The organism is Ferruginibacter sp. SUN106 (genome assembly GCF_050611765.1).
In the GTDB taxonomy this organism is placed as follows: Bacteria; Bacteroidota; Bacteroidia; order Chitinophagales; family Chitinophagaceae; genus Ferruginibacter.
The window spans coordinates 1216744-1238086 of sequence record NZ_JBODJC010000002.1 but is presented as its reverse complement, the minus strand read 5'-3'; the positions used below and the strand labels follow the sequence as shown (position 1 = coordinate 1238086).

The 21343-nt window shown below is 38.8% G+C and carries 17 protein-coding genes; all 17 read right to left on the bottom strand.

From position 1 onward, the window contains the following. Positions 1 to 75: 75 nt before the first annotated feature. Positions 76 to 1233, bottom strand: coding sequence for a P1 family peptidase (locus tag ACQ334_RS11135; protein ID WP_430988285.1), 1158 nt, complete (start codon positions 1231 to 1233; stop codon positions 76 to 78). A gap of 87 nt (positions 1234 to 1320) precedes the next feature. Continuing rightward, positions 1321 to 2574, bottom strand: a complete 1254-nt coding sequence (locus tag ACQ334_RS11130) for a DUF1624 domain-containing protein (RefSeq protein WP_430988284.1) — start codon at positions 2572 to 2574, stop codon at positions 1321 to 1323. Between the two features lie 48 nt (positions 2575 to 2622). Continuing rightward, positions 2623 to 3906, bottom strand: coding sequence for a DUF1624 domain-containing protein (locus tag ACQ334_RS11125; protein ID WP_430988283.1), 1284 nt, complete (start codon positions 3904 to 3906; stop codon positions 2623 to 2625). Between the two features lie 51 nt (positions 3907 to 3957). After that, on the bottom strand, positions 3958 to 4872 hold the full coding sequence (locus tag ACQ334_RS11120) for a hypothetical protein (protein ID WP_430988282.1): 915 nt from the start codon (positions 4870 to 4872) through the stop codon (positions 3958 to 3960). A 1-nt stretch (position 4873) separates the two neighbouring features. Continuing rightward, the gene (locus ACQ334_RS11115) at positions 4874 to 6142 is read right to left on the bottom strand and encodes a DUF418 domain-containing protein (protein ID WP_430988281.1); all 1269 of its coding nucleotides are present in this window, start codon (positions 6140 to 6142) and stop codon (positions 4874 to 4876) included. 215 nt (positions 6143 to 6357) lie between these two features. Continuing rightward, entirely contained in the window at positions 6358 to 6807 is a 450-nt protein-coding gene (locus ACQ334_RS11110; RefSeq protein WP_430988280.1) for a nuclear transport factor 2 family protein, read from the bottom strand. A gap of 10 nt (positions 6808 to 6817) precedes the next feature. Next, entirely contained in the window at positions 6818 to 8005 is a 1188-nt protein-coding gene (locus ACQ334_RS11105; protein WP_430988279.1) for a DUF1624 domain-containing protein, read from the bottom strand. A gap of 40 nt (positions 8006 to 8045) precedes the next feature. After that, positions 8046 to 9932: a M14 family metallopeptidase gene (locus ACQ334_RS11100; RefSeq protein WP_430988278.1), complete on the bottom strand. Its 1887-nt coding sequence runs from the start codon at positions 9930 to 9932 to the stop codon at positions 8046 to 8048. A 28-nt stretch (positions 9933 to 9960) separates the two neighbouring features. Continuing rightward, positions 9961 to 11742, bottom strand: coding sequence for a DUF885 domain-containing protein (locus ACQ334_RS11095; protein WP_430988277.1), 1782 nt, complete (start codon positions 11740 to 11742; stop codon positions 9961 to 9963). A 38-nt stretch (positions 11743 to 11780) separates the two neighbouring features. Further along, on the bottom strand, positions 11781 to 12578 hold the full coding sequence (locus ACQ334_RS11090) for a hypothetical protein (protein ID WP_430988276.1): 798 nt from the start codon (positions 12576 to 12578) through the stop codon (positions 11781 to 11783). Beyond that, a complete protein-coding gene (locus tag ACQ334_RS11085) occupies positions 12545 to 14554 on the bottom strand; it encodes a S9 family peptidase (protein WP_430988275.1) in 2010 nt (669 codons plus the stop codon). The genes ACQ334_RS11090 and ACQ334_RS11085 overlap by 34 nt, the downstream gene beginning before the upstream one ends. 40 nt (positions 14555 to 14594) lie before the next feature. Continuing rightward, positions 14595 to 15893: an APC family permease gene (locus tag ACQ334_RS11080; protein ID WP_430988274.1), complete on the bottom strand. Its 1299-nt coding sequence runs from the start codon at positions 15891 to 15893 to the stop codon at positions 14595 to 14597. Between the two features lie 34 nt (positions 15894 to 15927). Beyond that, complete coding sequence (locus ACQ334_RS11075; protein ID WP_430988273.1) at positions 15928 to 17097, bottom strand: dipeptidase; 1170 nt, start codon at positions 17095 to 17097, stop codon at positions 15928 to 15930. A 13-nt stretch (positions 17098 to 17110) separates the two neighbouring features. Further along, positions 17111 to 19081, bottom strand: coding sequence for a M1 family metallopeptidase (locus ACQ334_RS11070; protein WP_430988272.1), 1971 nt, complete (start codon positions 19079 to 19081; stop codon positions 17111 to 17113). A 131-nt stretch (positions 19082 to 19212) separates the two neighbouring features. Then, entirely contained in the window at positions 19213 to 19920 is a 708-nt protein-coding gene (locus ACQ334_RS11065) for a hypothetical protein (RefSeq protein ID WP_430988271.1), read from the bottom strand. Positions 19921 to 19955: 35 nt separating this feature from the next. Next, a complete protein-coding gene (locus tag ACQ334_RS11060; RefSeq protein ID WP_430988270.1) occupies positions 19956 to 20591 on the bottom strand; it encodes a DUF2306 domain-containing protein in 636 nt (211 codons plus the stop codon). A 38-nt stretch (positions 20592 to 20629) separates the two neighbouring features. After that, positions 20630 to 21133, bottom strand: coding sequence for a RidA family protein (locus ACQ334_RS11055; protein ID WP_430988269.1), 504 nt, complete (start codon positions 21131 to 21133; stop codon positions 20630 to 20632). Positions 21134 to 21343: the final 210 nt, after the last annotated feature.

The following is a 21343-nucleotide window of genomic DNA, read 5'->3' as shown; positions in this document are numbered from 1 at the left end:
TTGATGTTCCTTCTAACTGCTAACTGTTTTTTTTCATCAGTCAATAAAATATTTAGCAATAAATTTTTAAGCTATCTATTTAATACGGTTATATTTTTTCAACACATCAAGCACTAACTGGTGTGGCAAAGCATAAGCTTTATTACCATTAATACCTTCCATGGTTTCTGCTGCTACCATTGCATTAATGATGGCTTCTTCAACCGCTTGTACAGTAGCATCAAATAACGGATTGATCATATCGTTAGGCAACACTTCTACTTTAGTAAAATTATCTCTTTGAAAAGCCTGTGGATTGGCGGTTGAAAACGTAATGAAGATATCGCCGGAACCATTTTCTCCACGGCCACCTACTTTGCCTACACCCAACGCCACTCTTGCAGCAATTCTTTTTAACTGGTGTGGCAACAATGGTGCATCTGTTGCCAATACCACAATGATAGAACCATCACCGGGCTGATAGGAAGGCGGTGCTTTAAATTCATAATTCATGGTGTCTTTTAATTCTTTGCCAACAGGCACTCCGGCAATGGTAAAATTTCGTTTAGAACCAAAATTGGATTGTACCAGCACACCAACAGTATAACTGGAATCTTTAATTTTTATCACTCTTGATGCAGTGCCGGTACCACCTTTAAATCCTAAACACATCATACCAGTGCCGCCACCTACATTACCTTCTTTAATAAAGCCACTCTTTGCACTATCCAATGCTTCGTATGCATTTTCTTCTTTTACATGAAAACCATAAATATCGTTTAAGAAACCATCATAAGTTTCTGCCACTACAGGGTAAGTGTACCAAAAATCTTCTTTATACCAACCCGTTTTTACAAACCATTTTAATACCGCATCTCTTACCACACCCACGCTGTTGGTATTGGTGATCATAACAGGTGTTTCTAAAAAACCGGACTCTGTTATCCATGTAGTACCTGTCATTTCTCCATTACCATTTAAAGTATACCAGTTAGCATACACAGGATTATTGTTTTTGCCTCTTGGTAAAATGGCGGTTACGCCTGTACGGGCAGGGCCTTTGCCACGGATGTTTTTTCCTTCGCCGGTAATGATGGTGCTGTAGCCTACTTCAACTCCTTTTACATCGGTGATGGCATTGAATTTTCCCGGTGTGCCGTCAAACGGAATTCCGATGTCTCTTGCACGGGGTTTTTGTGCTTTACCTGTAAACTGAATACAAATAAATAACAGTAGTGTTGTAATAATTTTCATAACGATTATTTTTTAGCCTCGGTCGGTGTCGTCACCGAACGAAATTTTGGTTATGGTAGGTGAAGACACCGGCCATGGTTATTTATATTACAAATAACTCAACCACCATTTTTCTTTGTGATTGGTTTTATAGTTATCATACCATTTACATAAAGGATATAATGCAATTACAACAGCAGCCCAAATACCATATACCACCCATAAACTATAACCTTCGCCAGGTGCTGCAAACTTAAACGGAATGCCTGGTGCACCTGTCATACCTTCTGCCACACTATGTCCTCTTGATAAATAACAGCAGATTTCAATAATGTGTAATAAATAAAAATGTAACACATAATAAAAGAAAGGTACCCTGCCGTACACAATAATTATTTTAGAAAGATGGCTGCCGGTATTTTTTACCAATGCTAAAAAGATCAACCCACAACCAACAGTAACACAGGTATACAATAAAGAAGGCGGATACTTGGTGACATTCATAAATGAAAGAAAAGTATATACGCCATCTTTTTGTGATGACCAGCGAGAAGGATCGCCATACATATTGGTTGCCCTTAATGCTGCAAAGAACAGCAATGCGCCAAAGCCGGTAAGCAGCAATATTTTTTTTCTTCTTTCAGGTTCTACATCGCTGAAAATTTTACCGGCACAGTAACCCACCATCATCAGCCCCGTCCATGGTAAAAAAGGATAAAACACCCCCAGCATATGATTGCCCCATAAATGAAGCATACCGGGTTTGTGTAAAAAACGCCAGAACTCATTTACATTTCCCATTTGTTTTGCTTCGGCAAAATCTAAAAGGTTATGGCCGAATACAATTAATAAACCTGTAATAAGAATTACATTAAATGGTAACCAAATCACTACTCCTAAAATAACCATGCTGATGCCGATAGACCAGATAGTTTGCAACACAAAAATGCCAAAGTGGATATCGCCGGTGATGCCCAATGTGATAACAGTAAGTTCTAAAAAAACCAGGCAAAAGCCACGGGTAATTAAAAAGCGGCTAAGCTCAGCAGTGGTTTTTCGCCTGCTTTGCAGCCATGCCGATACACCTGAAAGAAAAACAAATGTAGGTGCACAAAAATGGGTGATCCATCTTGTAAAATATAAGAATGGAGTGGTGGTAGAAAGATTGAGCGGATCTCCGGTGAGTGCTTCGCTATGAAAAAAATCACGGGTATGATCGAGTGCCATGATGATCATAACAAGGCCTCGAAGCAGATCGATGGACTCAATTCTCTTGTTGTTAAGTTGTAATGGTTGTTGCATGATCGTAAATTTTTTCTTTTCCCCGGTGGTGTCTTTTCTTCCCCTGGCCGGTGTCTTCACCGACCGGAATTTGATCAGTCAGCGAAGGCCCGGGCATGGTAATTTATTTTACAAATAACTCAGCCACCATTTTTCTTTGTGATTGGTTTTATAATTATCATACCATTTGCATAATGGATACAACATAACCACGATGCTTATCCAGACAAGGTAAACGATGCCTAAAGAAAAACCGTAGCCTTTCAGGTTAGTTGAAAACCACAAAGGTTGTTCTAATATCCATATCCTGAAACCAAAATGAGTGAACCATCCCGAAGCCAGCAGCGTAAATAAATGCACCAGGAAAATATGCAGTATATAATAGAACATGGGAACACGGCCATAAATACTTATGATCTTTGAAACCTTGTTGTTTACATTTTCTGTTACAGCAAGAAAAAGTATGGCAGGCCCCAATGTCATTAAAACGTATAATAAGGAAGGCGGGTATTTGGTGACTTTAATAAATGAAAGCACAGTGTACCATACGGATGGCTGGCTGCTCCAGTGAGAGGCATCTCCATATACATTAATAAAGCGGATCAAAATAAATAATACAATGGCACCGCTGCCGATGAGCAGCAGCATTTTTTTTCTTTTTGCAGCATCAAAATCTTTGGAATATAATATGCCGAGGCAATAGCCTAATGCCATTACACCTATCCAGGGCAATACCGGGTAGCCTACAAGAATATTTTTTCCATGCCAGGTAAAGAAATTCTGTTGGTGCAATAATGCCCAGCCAAAAGCAGGCAAATTATTTCCGTTTATCCGAACGGTATCTAAAAGATTATGGCCTGCTACCAATACAATACCAATTGCAAGGATCAACTTAAAAGGTAAATGAATTAAACCTGCAAGAGCGATCATACTTATGCCTAATGCCCATATCACAATAAAATAAATGTTGGAAAAAGTAATATCGAAATTCCACTCAAATGCAATCAATGTCAGTTCTAAAAAGATCAGCCACAAGCCACGGGATAAAAGAAAAAGTGATAATTCTTTTTTAGTTTTCTTTTGCCCCGAAATGCATGCAGCTGTACCGGCGAGAAACATAAACACCGGCGCACAGAAGTGAGTGATCCATCTTGTAAAAAATAATACCGTGCTGGTTTTTCCCAGGTCAAGCGGATCGTACATAAATGCACCCTCATGAAAATAATCTCTTACATGGTCCAGTGCCATGATGATCATAACCAGGCCACGAAGCAGGTCGACGGACCCGATCCTTTTGCTGTTAAGTTGTAATGGTTGTTGCATCGTTATATTTTTTTCATGGTCGGTGAAGACACCGGCCATGGGTATTTTTTCTTTCCCCGGCCGGTGTCTTTCCCCGGTCGGTGTCTTCACCGAACGGAATTTTGCCGATGTTCAGCGACAACACTGACCATAAGTACTTTTTTATTCCAGGTGATATTCCTTTTCTAAATAAGCAATCAATTCGGCACCTGCAGTTTTCAATTCTTCGTCGGCGCCCAGCACCCCTTTTTTGGTACCACGCATGTACACTGCAAACACAGATAATTCCTGCAGCATTTCTTTGTCCATGGTTCGCAATGGCGGATTATCTTTAATACGCAATATCTCATCCCTGTTGCCTTCCATACTAACAAGCACTACGGGATCAAAAATTTTTGCCACTGCTTTTTTATATTCTGTAAATTCTGTTTCATTAATTGATTCCAGTAAACGCACCAGTGGAAATTTTTCGTAGTAGGTCATTATTTTATTAGAAGCTTCCAGTTGCCGTATCAGCCTGAAATTACCGGAGTTCTTTAATTGCTCAAATGTTCTGCTATTATTAACCAATGGTTTTAGTCTTGGTGCCAGCCGTACAAAAAAATACAATTCACCAGTATGAGCAGCAATTTGCGATGGTGTATTTAAAATGGTGGTGAGTGAATCCATCATGGCAATACCGGTTTTTACCCAGGCAATATTTTGCGACAATACTTCCTGGTCGCTCTTTAAATCTGCCACCATAGATTCTATGTATTGTTTTTCACGATGGTGTTCGATGGTTTGTTCCAATTGATACTCGGCTAAAAAACCGCAGAACACAGCCAGGAATAACATAAAGAATTCCCAGAAATATTCCTTCCATGTTTTTTTGCCGTGGCTTGGGTGTGTATGATGATGTACTTCCATGTTGTCGATTTCAGATTGTTGATTTTCGATTTCGGATTTTAGTTGTGCTTCACCAGGCAAAAGATTTTCAACTTCTTCAGCTGGCGTAATTGATGGAACAATTTCCTCATTCACCATTGACGATTCACTATTCACGTCTGACGGTATGTTTTTATTTTCTTCTATCATATCAGGCAATTGAAGTTGTTTTTTTCATTGGTTGCCATTTTTTATAGGTAGCACTGCGCCACAACCATTCTAACGGACCGTAATTAAAATATTTTAACCATATAGTACTAAGAATAATCTGGAAGATGAAGAACCCGATACCGAGGATGGTGTACCAGAACGGGCCTACTTGTCCGCCATAATTTAAACCAGGGCCAAGAAAAACAAAATTGCCGGTGAGGGATTGCAGGATATAATTGCTGAATGCCATTTTACCTACGGGAGCCAGCACAGATAATATTTTTTTACCAGCAGCGGTTTGAAAACTGAGCATGAACAAAGCAACGTACACCATAGCCAGCTCGGCCACGCCAAATGCATAGGCAATAGTTTCGTAAAAACCATTTATTTTAAGCCCGAAATAATCTCCTTCAAAATAAGACATGTAATGCGCCAGCATATAGTTAGCAGGCAGCCCTACTAACAACCCGATACCAATAACCCAGTACAATATTTTTTTATGCTGCTGAATATTTTTATAAAAATCAGAACGGCCTACTACATAACCAACCAGGAACATACCCAACACTTTGGGAATACGGCTTACAAAAAATAAATAACTATACCTGTAAAAGAAACCGGCCATATTACCTTTTAATATATCGAACCAATTAGCATTTTTCATTACTTCCATATACTCTGCCTGGCTTGTAATATCCTTCAACTTCGGGTTCAACTTTATATCAGCCCAGTTACCCATTTCTTGTAATTTTTGAGCAGGGTAGTTTAAGTCGTGAAAAGTCATTTTAAGCCAATACAATAAAATAGGTGAAAGCATCAGTACGGCACCTGTTATCAATAATGTTTTGTTAGACAATTTTCGCAATGGCAGCAACAAAAATCCCAAGAGGGCATAAAAGAAAACAATATCCCCGGGCCAGATCATTAAATGAATAAAACCGAGCAGCAACATAAAATATAGTCTTCTCCTTACCGTTGGAATAGCATTGATGCCTTTGTCCATGCCTCTTTTTACCTGCAGGGCAATGCCCCAGCCAAATAACAAACTGAAAATAGAATAGAATTTTCCTTCAATGAACATATGGTGCAGGAAACTCATGGCATGATCCAGTTTAGGTACCAGCAAGGGACCGCTTAAATGGGCATCCTCGCTATAGCCGCTGAAACCGCTTCCCAGGTTGGCAATAAAAATGCCGAGGATGGCAAAGCCACGCAATACATCCATAAAAGTTTCCCTCTCGTTGGTTTGAACAGGATTTAAGGTTTGCATATTTTCTGTCTGATTTTATTTTTCACGAAAAAGCCGAAGGGGGGTTAAAGCAGATTTGCATAGTATTGGACAAGGCTTTGTAAGATAATAAACTAAGGCCGTATTAATTTCCTCTGTCACAAAGTTTATTACCCGGTAACACTATTTATTTTAATCCGGCACTTTGGTTAAACTCAACTTAACACTTTACTGATTCAAATATTTTACTGTTAATTTTAACTTCGCCTGATCAATGTTGAATGCAGGTGTTTTACTTTCCATTGTTTTTTTAGCTTCACTAAAACTACTGTCTCTAACCATTGTACAGTAGATAGTTTTCCATCCCTGGTTACTACAGACTGAAGCCGGTAAGTAACCCATGCTGTTGTTTTATCTACATTGGTATTGATGAATTCAAAGCTATTGGTACGTTTAAAATCGGCTGACTGGTTCAATGTGATTGCTTTCAGTATCAGTGTATCTATAGTCCATACCTGGCCGTATTCATACAAACTAATATCTGCTGTGCTATAAGTTTTTAAGCCCACAGAATCCCGTTTGGATAAAGCCTCAAACATTTTTATAACCGTTTGCTGTACTTCCTGCTGATGGGGCGTTAATGTTTCCTGCGCCATTAACACAGTTGAAAATACAAATGCCATTAACAGCAGTGTTATTTTTTTCATTTGATAATTTTTATAAATAACTCAGCCATTTTTTTTCAGGGTGACTGCTCTTATACCGGTCATACCATTTGCACAAAGGATATAATGTAATTACAACAGTTATCCAGATAGCATAAGCTATTGCCAGGCTATACCCTTCGCCGGGAGCAGAAAATTTCCATGGCGAGCCCGGTATGCCTTTTAATCCATCTGCAACACTATGGCCACGGGATAAGTACAAAATAATATTTATCGTACTCGGCAAATAAAAATGAATGATGTAATAGAACATGGGTACCCTGCCATACACAATAAATATTTTTGAAAGACGGCCTTCCGTGTTCTTAACTAATCCAAGAAAGATGAGTGCAGTACCAATGGTAGCACACATGTACAACAATGATGGTGGATATTTTTGCACATTCATAAAAGACAAAAATGTATACACTCCATTTTTTTGTACAGACCAATGCAAAGGATCGCCGTACCTATTTGTATAACGTAATGCTGCAAAGAATACGAGTAAGCCTAATCCTGTTGCTATAAGAATTTTACTTCTTTTAGCTGGTTCGTAAGTGGTAAATACTTTACCAAAACAATAGCCCAGCATCATTAATCCACTCCAGGAAAGAAAAGGGTAAAATATAAATAAATGATGCCCGCTCCACAATGGAACATCAGCCTGCCTGTGCAACAGTTGCCACCAAAATGGATAATCGCCTTGATGATTGGCCTCTGCAAAATCAAGTGCATTATGCCCAAGTACGATAACCAATCCTGTTGCCAGTATAACATAAAATGGTAACCATATCATCAACCCCAATATCGCCATACTGATACCGATTGCCCAAAGTGTTTGAATAATAAAATAGCTGAAATAAAGATCACCGGTTGTACCTAATGTTATGATGGTAAGATCAACTAATATCAACCAGAGCCCACGGGTAATTAAAAACTGACTGAGTTCTTTTTTTGTTTTTCTGCCGCTTTGCAACCATGCCGATACACCTGAGAGGAATAAAAAAATTGGTGCACAAAAATGGGTGATCCACCGGGTGAAGAACAAAAACGGCGTTGTGGTAGCCAGGCTCAAAGGATCTTCCACCAATGCTGAATGATGAAAATAATCACGGCTATGATCCAGCGCCATAATGATCATGATAATACCACGAAGCAGATCGATGGATTCTATCCGGTTTTTTTTAATGAGTGTAGTCATGGATGAGGCGTTGATGTTTTTTAATTAATGAACTATACTGTTACAATGCTCTGCCCACCGGGTACAACAAGTAGCGGTCATCATAAAATTTTGTTTTGCTGTAAAACCAGGTGAGGATAGCATATTGATCATTGGCAAAAGTTTTATCTGCTGCTTTCTTTTCATCAAATTCTTTTTGCAATGCAGGAGATTCGGCCAACATTTTTTTTGCCATGGGTTCCATTATATATGCTTCAATATATTCTGTACGTTGAAAAATGGAATGAAAAAATCCCCAGCTGAAATAAGAATCTTTAGAAGCAGGTTCCAGTAATAAAATGGCTAAATCTCCTAATGGCTGATCAGTAGAAATATACACCGAACCTGCAGGAAATAATTGTTTTCTTGTTTCGGTTTTTGTTGTACCGGTAACCTGGATATGTCCTTCAAAAGGTTGTAGTGTATGACTATCATCTTCAAATACATGATTGTTGATCCGGTACATTTCTACACTCACTTCACGGGGTTCTTTTATTGTTTCCATTATAATGCCGTGTATTTTTAATCTTGTAATTACATCATCGCAGGATGCAGGCACCCAATAGCCTTTTGGCCTGGTAATAAAATCAAATGGCTCTGTTGATTTATAATCGGCAACTGTTGTGTTTGCAGGTTTGCCCAACCATTCCACATAATCTGCATTGGTTACGGTTGATTTATGAATAGCAGTTGCTACGCCCCGCAACTTTAAACTATCAGGTGCTGCAACAGTTGCATCCGCAGTTGTTGGATTTGATCTGGTATCAAAGCTTACCGTATTTTTCATTTGTGGTACTTTCCATGCCATCGGCATTTTTGCAAGTCTTACAGCTTTATCTTTTTCGGTGATCTGTTTTAATGCTGCTCCTTCTGTGGCTAAAATTTTTAAAGTACTTTCCAGTAAAACATAAGTGCCTAATACCCGTTGCTTATAAGGTTTTAAAGAATGATTCTCTACCAGTATCGCAGCTAAATGCCGCAGGTCACCATAACTATCCGAGAATCTCGGCCCACCGGTGGTTACAATATTTCCCTGTGAAAAATCACGGTCGTTAAATGCATTTAATAAAGGCCCTGGAATATGGCCGCTGGCAGTTAGGTCTTTATCGGCAACAACTTTATAAGTATTCTCCAGCCAATCCCGTATGTTGTTTGAATAGCCTTGTTTACCAATGCCTCCAAATGTAACATCGTACTGGTAGTCGGCACCGTCAGTAACATGAATATCCATATACAAAACCGGATCGTATGCATTCATCACTTGTATTACAGATCGTATTTCTTTGGTATCCAGTTTTGCATAATCCCGGTTGAGGTTTAAATTTTGTGCATTGGTTCTCCAGCCCTGGTTTTGCGGCCCACGTTGGTTGGGCCTATTGTAAGCAGAAAAACGTTCATGTGCATCTACACTTAAAATGGGAATGAACAAAAAATTCACTTTATCCAGCAATGATCTTTTATTTCCAAAAGCAATATCACGCAGCAACATCATGCCGGCATCTTTGCCATCTATTTCTCCGGAATGAATACCGGCCTGTACCAGCAACAATGGTTTGGCAGATTTTTTTAATGCAGCTGCACTAATATTTTTTTCTGTAGAAGCAATGATCATAAATATATCACGGCCTTCTGCACTTTTACCAATAGAGATCATGGTTAATAGTGGCGAAGCATCAGCTAATTTTTTAAACCAGGCCATGGTTGCTGCATAACTTGGTGTGGTTACAAAGTCTGATTTTTCTGCTGCTGTTATCCATGGATTATTGGCGTTGGCAATTAAGGCTTCACTTTTGCCATGCCATTCCATTGCCGGTGGAAGAATGGATTGTGCAGTAGATGATACTATAATGCAAATACAAATAGTACAAATTGCTATTCGTATAATTTTTGAGTGAACTTTGTATTTCATTTTAAAAATTTGATGGAGCATGAGATTATTAATTTTTAACTGCTTTACTTTCTATCCAGTTATTAATTTTTGTTTCCAAAATAATTAGTGGTAAACAACCATCTTTCAATACTTCATCGTGGAATTCTTTTATATCAAACTTATTCCCCAATTTCTTCTTTGCTCTTTCACGCAGTTCAATAATTTTTAACTCACCTATTTTATAACTCACCGCTTGCCCGGCTAAGACCATATACCGTTCTATCCGTTGTTCAGCTTCAGCAGATGATACGGGTTGATTTTCCAACACATAAGCAATGGCTTTTTCACGGCTCCATCCTTTGTAATGGATGCCTGCATCTACCACTAATCGAACAGCTCGTTCTATTTCACTATTTAGTCTGCCCAAATATTGATAGGGGTCTGTGTACATGCCTAATTCATTGCCTAAACTTTCTGCATACAATGCCCAACCTTCACCAAAAGCACTTGTAAAATATACTTTTCTAAATTCCGGAATATCGGCCTCCTGTTGAATAGCTACCTGGTAGTGATGACCTGGAATAGCTTCGTGTATAAACAATGATTCCATTGAAAAGTAATTGTATTTAGCCGGGTCACGTACTACTTCATAAAAAATGCCCGGTCTTATTCCATCTCTTGATGGCTTCATGTATTGAGCATTGGCTCCCGCTGCCCGAAACTTTTCAGTTGCTCTTACTTCAAACTTTGCTTTGGGTGTTAAATTAAAAAGGTTGTTCAGTTGCGGCGACATTTTATCCAAAAAACTCCTGAATCTATCCAATACTTCTTCCTCAGTTTTAAATGGAAAAAATTTGGGGTCGGTTTTTACATATTCAAAAAAGGACTTTAAATCGCCTTTAAAACCAACCTGGGTTTTTACAGAATCCATTGCTTTACGGATACGTGACACTTCGCTAAGTCCTAAATTAAAAATTTGTTCGGGTGTAATATTTGTGGTTGTAAAATACTTTAACCATAACTCATATTCTTTCTTCCCCATATCATTATCTAATAAGCCTGAAGTTTTTCTTGCTTTTGGAATGTACTCAGTAACAATATAATCGTGTAATTTTTTATAGGCTGGTTTAATAACATTTTCAATGGCCGCCGAATAATCTTTTTTTAATTGAATGGCTGCCAAGCTATCTAAACCGTTCGGAAGTTTAAGTAATGGTTTATAAAAAACATTTTCTTGCAAGCTGCTCTCAAATAATGGTTTTAATTGTGGCGGCACTTTTTCCATTGCGGCCCTCGGATTTGTGTTATGCAATTCAATTCCCTTTTGCATATTTGCAATAGCCTGATCTACCCAAATCTGAAAACCTTTCATACGGCTAATAAAATTCCTGTAATCTTTTTCCGTATTGAAAGGAATAAAGCCGGCTCCGGATCCCCACGTTGCGAACTTTGTTGGGAAACTAAATACGAATTGGTCAACTGGTCTGTAAAACCCCAAAGAATTATTTAGTGTTTCGTTTTCGGATTTTAGCTTGTAGGTAAGTACATCAATACTTAATAATTGAGATGCTGTTAAGCCTGCTTTGTTGATGACAGCTAATTGGGTAAGGTATTTTTGATTGAGTGCTTTTGCTTTTTTAATATATGCTTCGCTGATAGTAATTTCAATTTGGTTGTTGTAATCGTTGATACCAGCTTGCGTAGCTTCTAATGGATTTAATGCATAATATTCTTTTGAATACTGTTCCAGTAATGACTCCAATTGAATTGGTTGGTTTGTTTTTTGTGCCAATAGCTGAAAAGAAAACACATTCAGCAGTGCGATAAACAGGATTTTTACTTTTTGCATAATGAGAAACTGTTTTACTCTTTTATAATTTTTAATGATCAATAAAATGTATTCACTATAAATTTTCCAATCGCTTGCCATGCAGTTGTATAACGGGCATGAAATACGACATCAGAAAATAGAAAAACTGAAAGCACAATCAAACCGGGCATTAAGTTTTTCTTTTTCATAAGATCACTTAAAAATATAGCAGCAGCAACTACGGTTTTTATGTATAACACCATTATTAAAATAGAGGCTGTTGGTACTTCATGAAAATAACTGACGATGATCCTGTTCATTGGAGGGCCAAGCATTACAATGGCTGTACCAATCATGAAACGCATGTGTTTATAAGTGTTCTTTCTAAAATAAATGGCCAATGAATAAAATAATATGAACATCACTATTTGCATCCATGTTATGGATTGTGTGGCCATTACATCTGCAACTGATTTTTTAAGAATACCTGTTTGATAATTATACCTGGCTATGAATACCATTGACACAATCATACATGGTGCAATGGCATAACTTAATTTACCCAAAAAACGATGTGCTGCGAACTTTTTCTTGTGAATCAAAATGGGTTGTACCAGCAACAACAATACCCAACTGCCCATTAATGCTCCGTGAATATGATGCAGCCAATTGTATTTCCCGAACGTAGGAAACTCTTTTATATAAGTAGCATGAAAACCAATATGTACGATAATAAACATCAGTACCATTCCAAAAATGATATTCCGTGTTTTGATGTGATCGGGTTGATTGATTTTATCCTGTTGCATTTCCTGGTTTATAAAATTTTTATTTACATCAATTACTTCAAATACGTATTCAACCAATTTACCCATAGCTTGTCTCTTTCCATCTGTGTTACAGGGTCGCTTGCATTGTGTGCAGGAATCGGCCATGCTATAAACTTTGTAACGGTACCATTATCCACCAGCGTATGATATAATTTATAAGATTGTGTAACCGGTACTCTTGGGTCGCCGGTGTTGGCCAGGATAAGTGTAGGTGCTTTAATATTTTTAGCCTCGGTAATGGGTGATTGAGCAATGTAGTTTTTCATGTTATCACCTACGTAAGGCGAACCACCCAATGCACTTGCACGACCAACATTAAAATCGCTGAAACTATACTGATCCGCCCAGTCAGTTACTGCTGCGCCTGCTACTGCTGCTTTCCAGCCGCCGTAATGGCCAGCTAACCAAACCGTCATAAAGCCACCATACGACCAACCGCTTACACCAATCCTTGCAGTATCTATCATTCCGGTAGTTTTTAATTTTTCCAATCCAGTCATTACATCACGGCCCGGCCCGGCACCAGCATCCTGTACAATAGCAATTTTATATTCATTACCAAAATTATCGCTGCCCCTGTAATTGGGCTCAAATACAAAGTATCCTTCATTGGCCAGTATTTGAGAAAATCTTGAAAACTGATCTACTGATGCCGCATTGGGGCCACCATGTATTACCAACACAAGGGGATATTTTTTACCTTTTTCATAATTGGCAGGATAGGTTACAATACCACAATGTTTCCAGCCCTCATTTTCCCACCTGATGGTCTCTGTTTTGCCCAATGTCATTTTACTTACTTCGCTATTGTAGTCGGTTAATTGAACAGGCTTTGAAGTGGTTGATGCCATAAAATATAATTCAACCGGCTTATTGGGTTCAGAACCTGTAAAAGCAATGGCACTGGTTTTACTAACAGTAGCATCCAGCCAAAAACCCCAGCTGGGGCAAACATTTCCTAAATTAAGTGCTGTAGCCTTGCCATCTAAACTCATGGTCCATATAGACGTTTTGTTATCATCATGTCCGCCGGCTAAAAAAGTTTTATTGTCGGGCATCCAGGCAGACAGGTACAGGTCTCTGTTTAATTGTGCAGAAACGGGTTTACCCTCACCACCAGTGGCATTGGCCAACCATAGCTCATTAATACTTCCGTTTATATCCCCTATTTTATACCAGTAAGAAATTTTACTGCCATCAGGAGAAAAATTCGGGTATGCTTCAAATTTAGTTCTTGTTGTTAATGGTTTGTAAGTTCCATCTGCAACATTAAGTAGCTGGATAGTTCTGTTTTGCCCATCACCTGAATAAGCGGTTGCTACTTTTACAAACAAAATGGTTTTTCCATCTGGCGACCATGAGAATGGAGAAGATGGGGCACTTGGCGGAATTACAATGGGTAGACTCCAGTCGCCATCTGTTAATCTTTTATTTTCTCCGGTGTTGGTATTTACCAGCCAGATGTGTGCAGGCAATGGTTGACTACCTACAAACATATCGTTGTTAGTTACTTCAAAACCTGTAATACCTTTTTCAATATCCTGTTTGTTTTTGGGTTCGTTAAGTGCGGCATAAGCAATAGCAGTAGAGCCGGGGTTCCATGCAAAATGTTGCACACCTTTGGGCGCTTTGGTAATTTGCCTGGCTTCGCCACCCAGCATCGAAAGCAAGTAAATTTGATTGGTAACATCTCTGCCTTGCACGGACCTGGCTATAAAAGCAAGTTGTTCTCCATTGGGCGACCACCTTGGGCTTGATACTGCAAACCTATCTTGTGTGAGTACCCGCTTTTTACCCGAAGCCACATCTATCAACACCAGTTCGGCATTGTAACGGTTTTGAGTATAGTCGGACCGGGATACAACAATAACAACGCTTTTACCATCAGGCGATATTTGCGGATCGGAGACATTGACAAACTTTGCATAATCTGCTATTTCAAGCTTCTTCTGTGCCAGTAGCTGAAAAGAAAATACATTTAGTAAAGTGATAAATACAAGGGTTGCTGGTTTGATTTTCATTTTATCTAAGATTTAATTTATTTAAATTTTGCAGGATCATTTACTTTTTAAATTGCCTGGTTACAAAATACATTATACATACTACTGCAATAAAAATGATGGTAGATAATATCTCCCATTTACTTAAACTGCTGAGTAACCATACAATGGCTGCAATACCAATAAGAGGAGTTACTAAACCGCCGGGAGCTTTGAATGTTTTTTCTGATGCCTGTTGTTGTTTTCTTAATTTAATGGTGGCTAAAATAACAGCGAGATAAATCAGCAGTATTGCTGCGCTTGCCAATACCGCTAATTGCTTAAACCCTCCGGCAACAGAAAAAATAAAAACCAGTGAGCCGTATGTTACCAGGGCCAGGTGTGGTGTAGCATATTTAGGGTGCACTTTAGTGAGGAATTTTGGAAACATACCATCATTGGCACCTGCAAACAAGGAACGTGGTGTACACATCACATCTGCACTTACACACCCAAAACATGATATGGCTGCAGTAAGCAATAATATTGTTGCACCCACGGGGCCTACAATTTTTTCGGCTACCGCTGCCAGTGGCGCATCTTTAAAGGATGCCATTGCTGCGCCCAGTACACCCTGTGTTACAGTCTGCAATAACATGTAAACGATCAGTACCACAATACCTCCCAGGCAAATGCCCATCGGCACGGTGCGTTGGGGATTTTTAAATTCGCCACTTACACCAAGCGATGTTTCAAAGCCGGCGAAGGCAAAAAATAAAATCAGGGCTGTGTCGCTGAATGTTTTTAATGAAGGGGCATGTTCCCAATGCAGGTTAGCGGCTTTAACCTGGCTAAAACCAAAAATGATAATACCCAACAGCGGCAATAATTTTATAATAGTAATTAGTTTAACTAAGCCAATACCTTGCCTGGCACCACGAACATTGAGTAATACCATAAAACCAATGAGTACAAAAAATAAGACAGCACGGATCAATGGATTTAAAAAAACAGGAAATATTGCAGCCAGGGAGTCGGCAATAATATTCATTAATGCTGCGCTGCCCAAAACGTTCCAGCCAAAAAAGTACAACCAGTTAATAATATAAGCGGGAAAATTGCCGAATGCAGCTTCTACGTAAGCATAAGAACCCCCGCTGCTGGTAACTTTGCTGCCTATTTCGGCATAGCAAAGCATAATAGCAGCCAGCATTATGCTGCAGAATACATAGCCGAATATTGAAAATGCGCCTAATGCAATACCTACAATTGCAGGCAGTGCAAATATGCCTGCACCAATCACGCCGTTTACAATAGCTAATGCCAAACCCGGTACACCAACCACCCGTTTTAATCCTTCATCCGTTTTTTCAATTGCCATATTTTGTTGGTTTGAGTAAGCGGTACAGTTAATTTTATTTAGCCTCATTAGCTTTTAACACCCGTAAAAAATTTCCTCCCAGAATTTTAGTGATATCTTTTTTACTGTATCCTTTTTCCACCAATGCTTTTGTAATTAGCGGATAAGAGGTAACATCATCTAATTGTTGTGGTGTAATATTAATGCCATCAAAGTCGGATCCGAGGCCAACATAATCAACACCTACTAACTTCACTATATAATCAATATGATCGATAAGCATGGATAAAGGGGGCCGCATGGCGTTTGTCTCTTCTGTGTATTTCTGGTAGAGATAATCCATGCTGTAAAAATCTCCTAAACCTGCTTTCATCAATGAATCATTTTCGGCGGCATGCTTTTTCAGAAAAGCAATTTCCTTTCTGCCAAAACTGCTGTCAATAAAACCGGGATTAAAATTGAGTTGAATAACACCGCCGTTTTTTGCAATCGCCTTTATCTGGTCGTCTTTTAAATTACGGCGGTGTGGCGTAAGATTGTACACACAACTGTGCGATGCCATAATGGGTTTGGTAGTGAGTTTAATTACATCCCAAAATGTTTGTTCGCCTACATGGCTTACATCAATGATCATCCCCAGTTGATTCATCTTTTGTACTACCTGTTTTCCAAAATCGGTTAAGCCTTTGTGTGGCAGGTTAGGATTAGTAGTTTCATCTGCTGCACTGGTAGCCCATGATGGTGCGATATTATGAGTGAGCGTTAAATACCTTGCACCACGTTTGTACAGTGCTTCTAATTTACCCAGGTCATCTTCAATCATATGGCCGCCTTCCACCCCAAACATGGCAGCAATTTTATGTTGTTGCACAGCTTTTATCATTTCGGCGTAGCTGGCAACTTTTACAATCTTATCGGGGTTACGTGCTGCTACCGCATCAAGACTATCCATTTCCCTGTTGGCAAATGCATATGGATTTTTTGCATCGCCATCGCAATACACCGAAAATATTTGTACATCCAGGCCGCCTTTTTTCCAACGGGTGAGATCGCTGAGTGTTTTACCCGTAAGGTCTTTATCGAAAACCATTCCTTTATCTGCAGCTTTCATCAATATATCATTGTGTGTATCTACTACAATAGCTTTGGCATGAATTTTTTTATAGGATTGAGCCTGTAGCTGCTGCATTAACACAATACTTATAAATAATAATTTCAGTTTCATTTTTGTATTTTAATTATTTACTATTCCACTCGTTATTTTTTCTATCCATATCAGGTAATACATTTTCGGGGTCGAGTATTACCTTGTCTATTTTATTAGAAGAAGTATACTTATAAACCCATGAGCCACCACGTTGCCATATTTCAACGGGCAACTGAACAGTCTCTTCTTTACCGTTAGCTTGAATTATTTTAAGAATAACCGGCAATACCATTTTGCCTTTATTATCAATAGTAATTAAGGCACCTTTAGCCGGATCATTATCAATATAGCTGACGGCAGTTATAGTTTGATCCAGTTTTGCTGTTGTAAAAAACCATTCTTTCCAAAACCAGTTTAGATCCTCTCCGGCTGCATTGTTGATGCAATGGAAAAAGTCATAAGGTGTGGGATGCTTAAATGCCCAGGCTTCGGTATATTTTCTAAAGGCATAATCAAAACGTTCTTTGCCCACCACTACTGTACGAAGTAAATTTAATCCGTAAGCGGTTTTGCCATAAAACTGGTAATGTTGTTCAGCATCCATCGCATCACTCACCGTCATCAGCGGATCTTTGTATTGCATGAACTGCATATAATCCCGGGAGGCAAAAAAACTTTTGTCGAAATAGGCAGCATCAGTTTGATACTCCTTATTATTGAAAAGATCATTGGCAATATAGTTTACATAAGTATTAAAACCTTCATCCTGCCACATATATCTTCTTTCATTAGAACCAACGATCATGGGAAACCAGTTATGCCCGATCTCATGGGCAATCAAAAACCACAGGCGGGCTTTAATTTCTTTATAATTATTAAAAATCATTCCGGGATATTCCATACCGCCGGTTATGCCTGCATTACTTATTGCTACGTTCCAGGGGTATTCAAAAAAGTTTTTGGAATATATTTCAATGCTGGCTTTTAAATATTCTGTTGATCTTGTCCATGCAATATCGCCCAGGCTTTCTACAGGATAACAGGACATGGACAATGCTTTTTTACCAGAAGGTAAATTGATCTTTGCAGCATCCCATATCAATCCTTTTGAAGCAGCAAAAGCAATATCCCTGGTATTTGTCATGGTGAAATGCCAGGTAAGGTTTTCTTTACCAGCAGGACGTGTAGCCGGCTTACCAATTTCATCTGCACCAATAATAGTAATTGTTTTATCACTGTTTGCAGCGGCTGCTAATCTTTTTATTTGTTCAGGTGTTAATACTGCAGCAGCATTTTGCAGATCACCTGAACCATAAACGATCATTGCTGCTGGCGCAGTAATGTAATAATCATAATTACCGTAGTCGCAATAAAATTCACCGAGGCCCATGTAGGGTAAAGTATTCCAGCCTTCCACATCATCGTATACGCACATCCGTGGATACCATTGCCCTATCTGGTAAATAACGCCGTTCTTTGTATACTGCCTGCCAAAGCGGCCTGCACCATCGAGGGGTATAACAAAACTAAAATTTATTTTAATGGAGACTTTATCTCCTTTAGGTTGCAGTGGCGTATTTAAACGAACCTGCATTCTTGTATCGGTGATGACGGGTTGTACAGTATAAGATTTGTTATCGTAACTTATCGTTACATCTTTAATATTATATCCGCCGTTAATTTTCCCCAGTACAGAAAAATAGTCACCGGGGTAAGGTGTTGCTGCAACAGACCTTGAAGAAGGTTTAAAAATATTCTGATCCAGTTGCAGCCATAAATAATCCAGTTGATCTGGACTGTTATTAGTATACGTGATCGTTACATCCCCGGTTACAGAAGTATCTTTTTCGCTTAGTGTTGCATGCACCAGGTAGCTGGAATTATTTTGCCAATAGGATGGCCCCGGTATTCCTTTGGCAGATCGGAAAGAATTACCGGCAGGTAAATTAAAATTTTGTGCAAACAGCTCATGGGGATTATATATTGTACTGTCCGCCACATTTTGAGCAAATAAAAAGCCAATAAAAATTAATTGCGGGCATAATAACAATGCTTTCTTCATACTGCAGGTTTAATGGTTTTAAAATATTCAATAAGTTAATTCAATCTTACCGTTCCTGCTGTTAATCAGTTATTTTTTCGGTTTTATTTTTAAGCATTCACCATGATGGTGTTTTTATGGGCTATTAAATTTTAAGTTAAAGGCAATACAAAAAACCATTTTGCAAATGCCTGCCAAATGCCAATATGTATGTTGAAGATAATGACACTATGCACCAGTATATACAAAATAAGAATTAATGGGAATACCCATCTGCCCCTTTTCTGATGCCGTTCTGCAATCATTAATCCTATCAGCAGCGCATAAATAATTCCTATAGTGAATAAGTAGGCAGTTAAGCCGGCCCCAAATGTGTTCATGATAAACCGCACCAATGCCGGCTCAATAAATACGATGCCGGTTGCTACCATACCCCTGGCGTGTAGATTAATATCATGCCGGTATCTTATAGCAATAAAATAGGCTGTTCCCAGGATGATGAGATCTTTGCACGGAACAAATAAGCGCATATCTAAATTTTCCTCGTCAATTTTATGACGGCTATGTACTAATAATAGCACCGAGATAAAAATTAAAGGAAATACAACATAAGATAGTTTACCAATTAACCGGTGCACAGTTAATTTTTTCTTCCGGATCAGTAAGGGTTGTGTAATGAGCATGGCAATCCACAGTGTTACCATAGCAGCATGAAAATGAAAATAGAAATTAAAGTCGGCGGTGCCATTAAAGAATTTAGCAAAATAACTGGGCCAGAAACCTAATATTACCAACGCAACGAGGCCTATAAAATAGTAACCAGAAATTTCGAAGCGGAGTTTTGGTTTGATGGATTCCATGCTTTTGTTTTTGAATGAGTGTATAGTATTGGCCGTTATTTCTTTTTCCAACTGAGTGCTATTTCAGTAATGAATAGAGGGATGGTCCAGCAAAACCATATTGTCGCAGGACCTCTTTCTTCAAATTTTTGCATCAGGCCGATGACGAAAGAAGAATCATTCAAAAAGCGGAAGGTTACAAATGCAAACGTTACCACATAGCTTCTGATCATCCATTCCCTGTGTTGCTGTATGCGGCCACGCATTACTGAAATATATGCCATACCTGCTGTGGTGATCCATGCAAATGCCAGGGCTTGTAAACCTAGCGCCCAGGAAAAATTTACTCTTACCCCGCTTGTCCACGCAAGATAAGTAGAGCAGGCGGCACCAATTAAAATTGCAGTTAGATAAATGCGGCCCATCCATCGGTGTGTGATAAGATAGCGGTTTCGGAAAGCTTTCCAAAATTGAAAAGGGCCAATTACCAACGCCATGATGCCGCAGGAAATATGCCCTATCAGCGACCATTTAAAATTCCAGTACCGGCCAAAGGCTTCTTTGCTAAAACCAAAATAGGGTAATGCATGCTGTATTACAAATTTGCCTGCAAATACAATAAGAAATAATACAACTACTAATCTTACATAAGATTGACGCTGTTGTAATGAGATCAGTTTTGATTGTGCCATGGTATAAATTTTAATTATTATTAAAGAAAGTACAATCGTTATTTTACTTTATGTGCTTCCATATCTATCTCAATAAGCTGATTGTGTAAAGCCAGTCCCTTTACTTCTAACCAGGTACCTGTTGGAAATTGTTTTTTGTAAATGGTATTGCGATACCCCGAAACCTTGATGAATTCATCCATATTGGTAGTGTAAATATTTTCTGCCACCACATCATCAATAGTATAGCCATAGTGTTGTAAGATCTTTTGCAGGTCTACGTAGCAGTTTTTCATCTGCAGTTCCATATCACCCACACCAATGATCGTTCCCGAGTCGGTCATACTTACTGCCCCGGAAATTTTAAGGTCATCACCAATTTTTACAGCGTGGGTGTAGCCATATTCTTTTTCCAGCTTTGGCCGCAGGTTAAAATATTCAGGTGCTTCTGCGACGGGTGGTTTTGCAGTTGTTGCAGTTGTTGTGGTGTCTGCAGTATTGCAACTCATAAATGATAGTGAAGCACTACACAGGAGTAATGCCAAAGAAAAAATTCTTTTCATTGTTTAAGGTTTGTGTTTAAAAAAAGGGATAGTTTACAGGGGGCGTGTATATTGTAAAGTTCTGCTCTGTAGCAACTCCCGGTGAGTATATATCCATCTTTGTACGATACATTTTTAGCTTTTAACAGGACAAATTGTGCAGCATCAGGATAAATTCGTCATTATACAAAAGCTACAGCTGATTTCTTTTTGATCAATGCTATAAAAAAT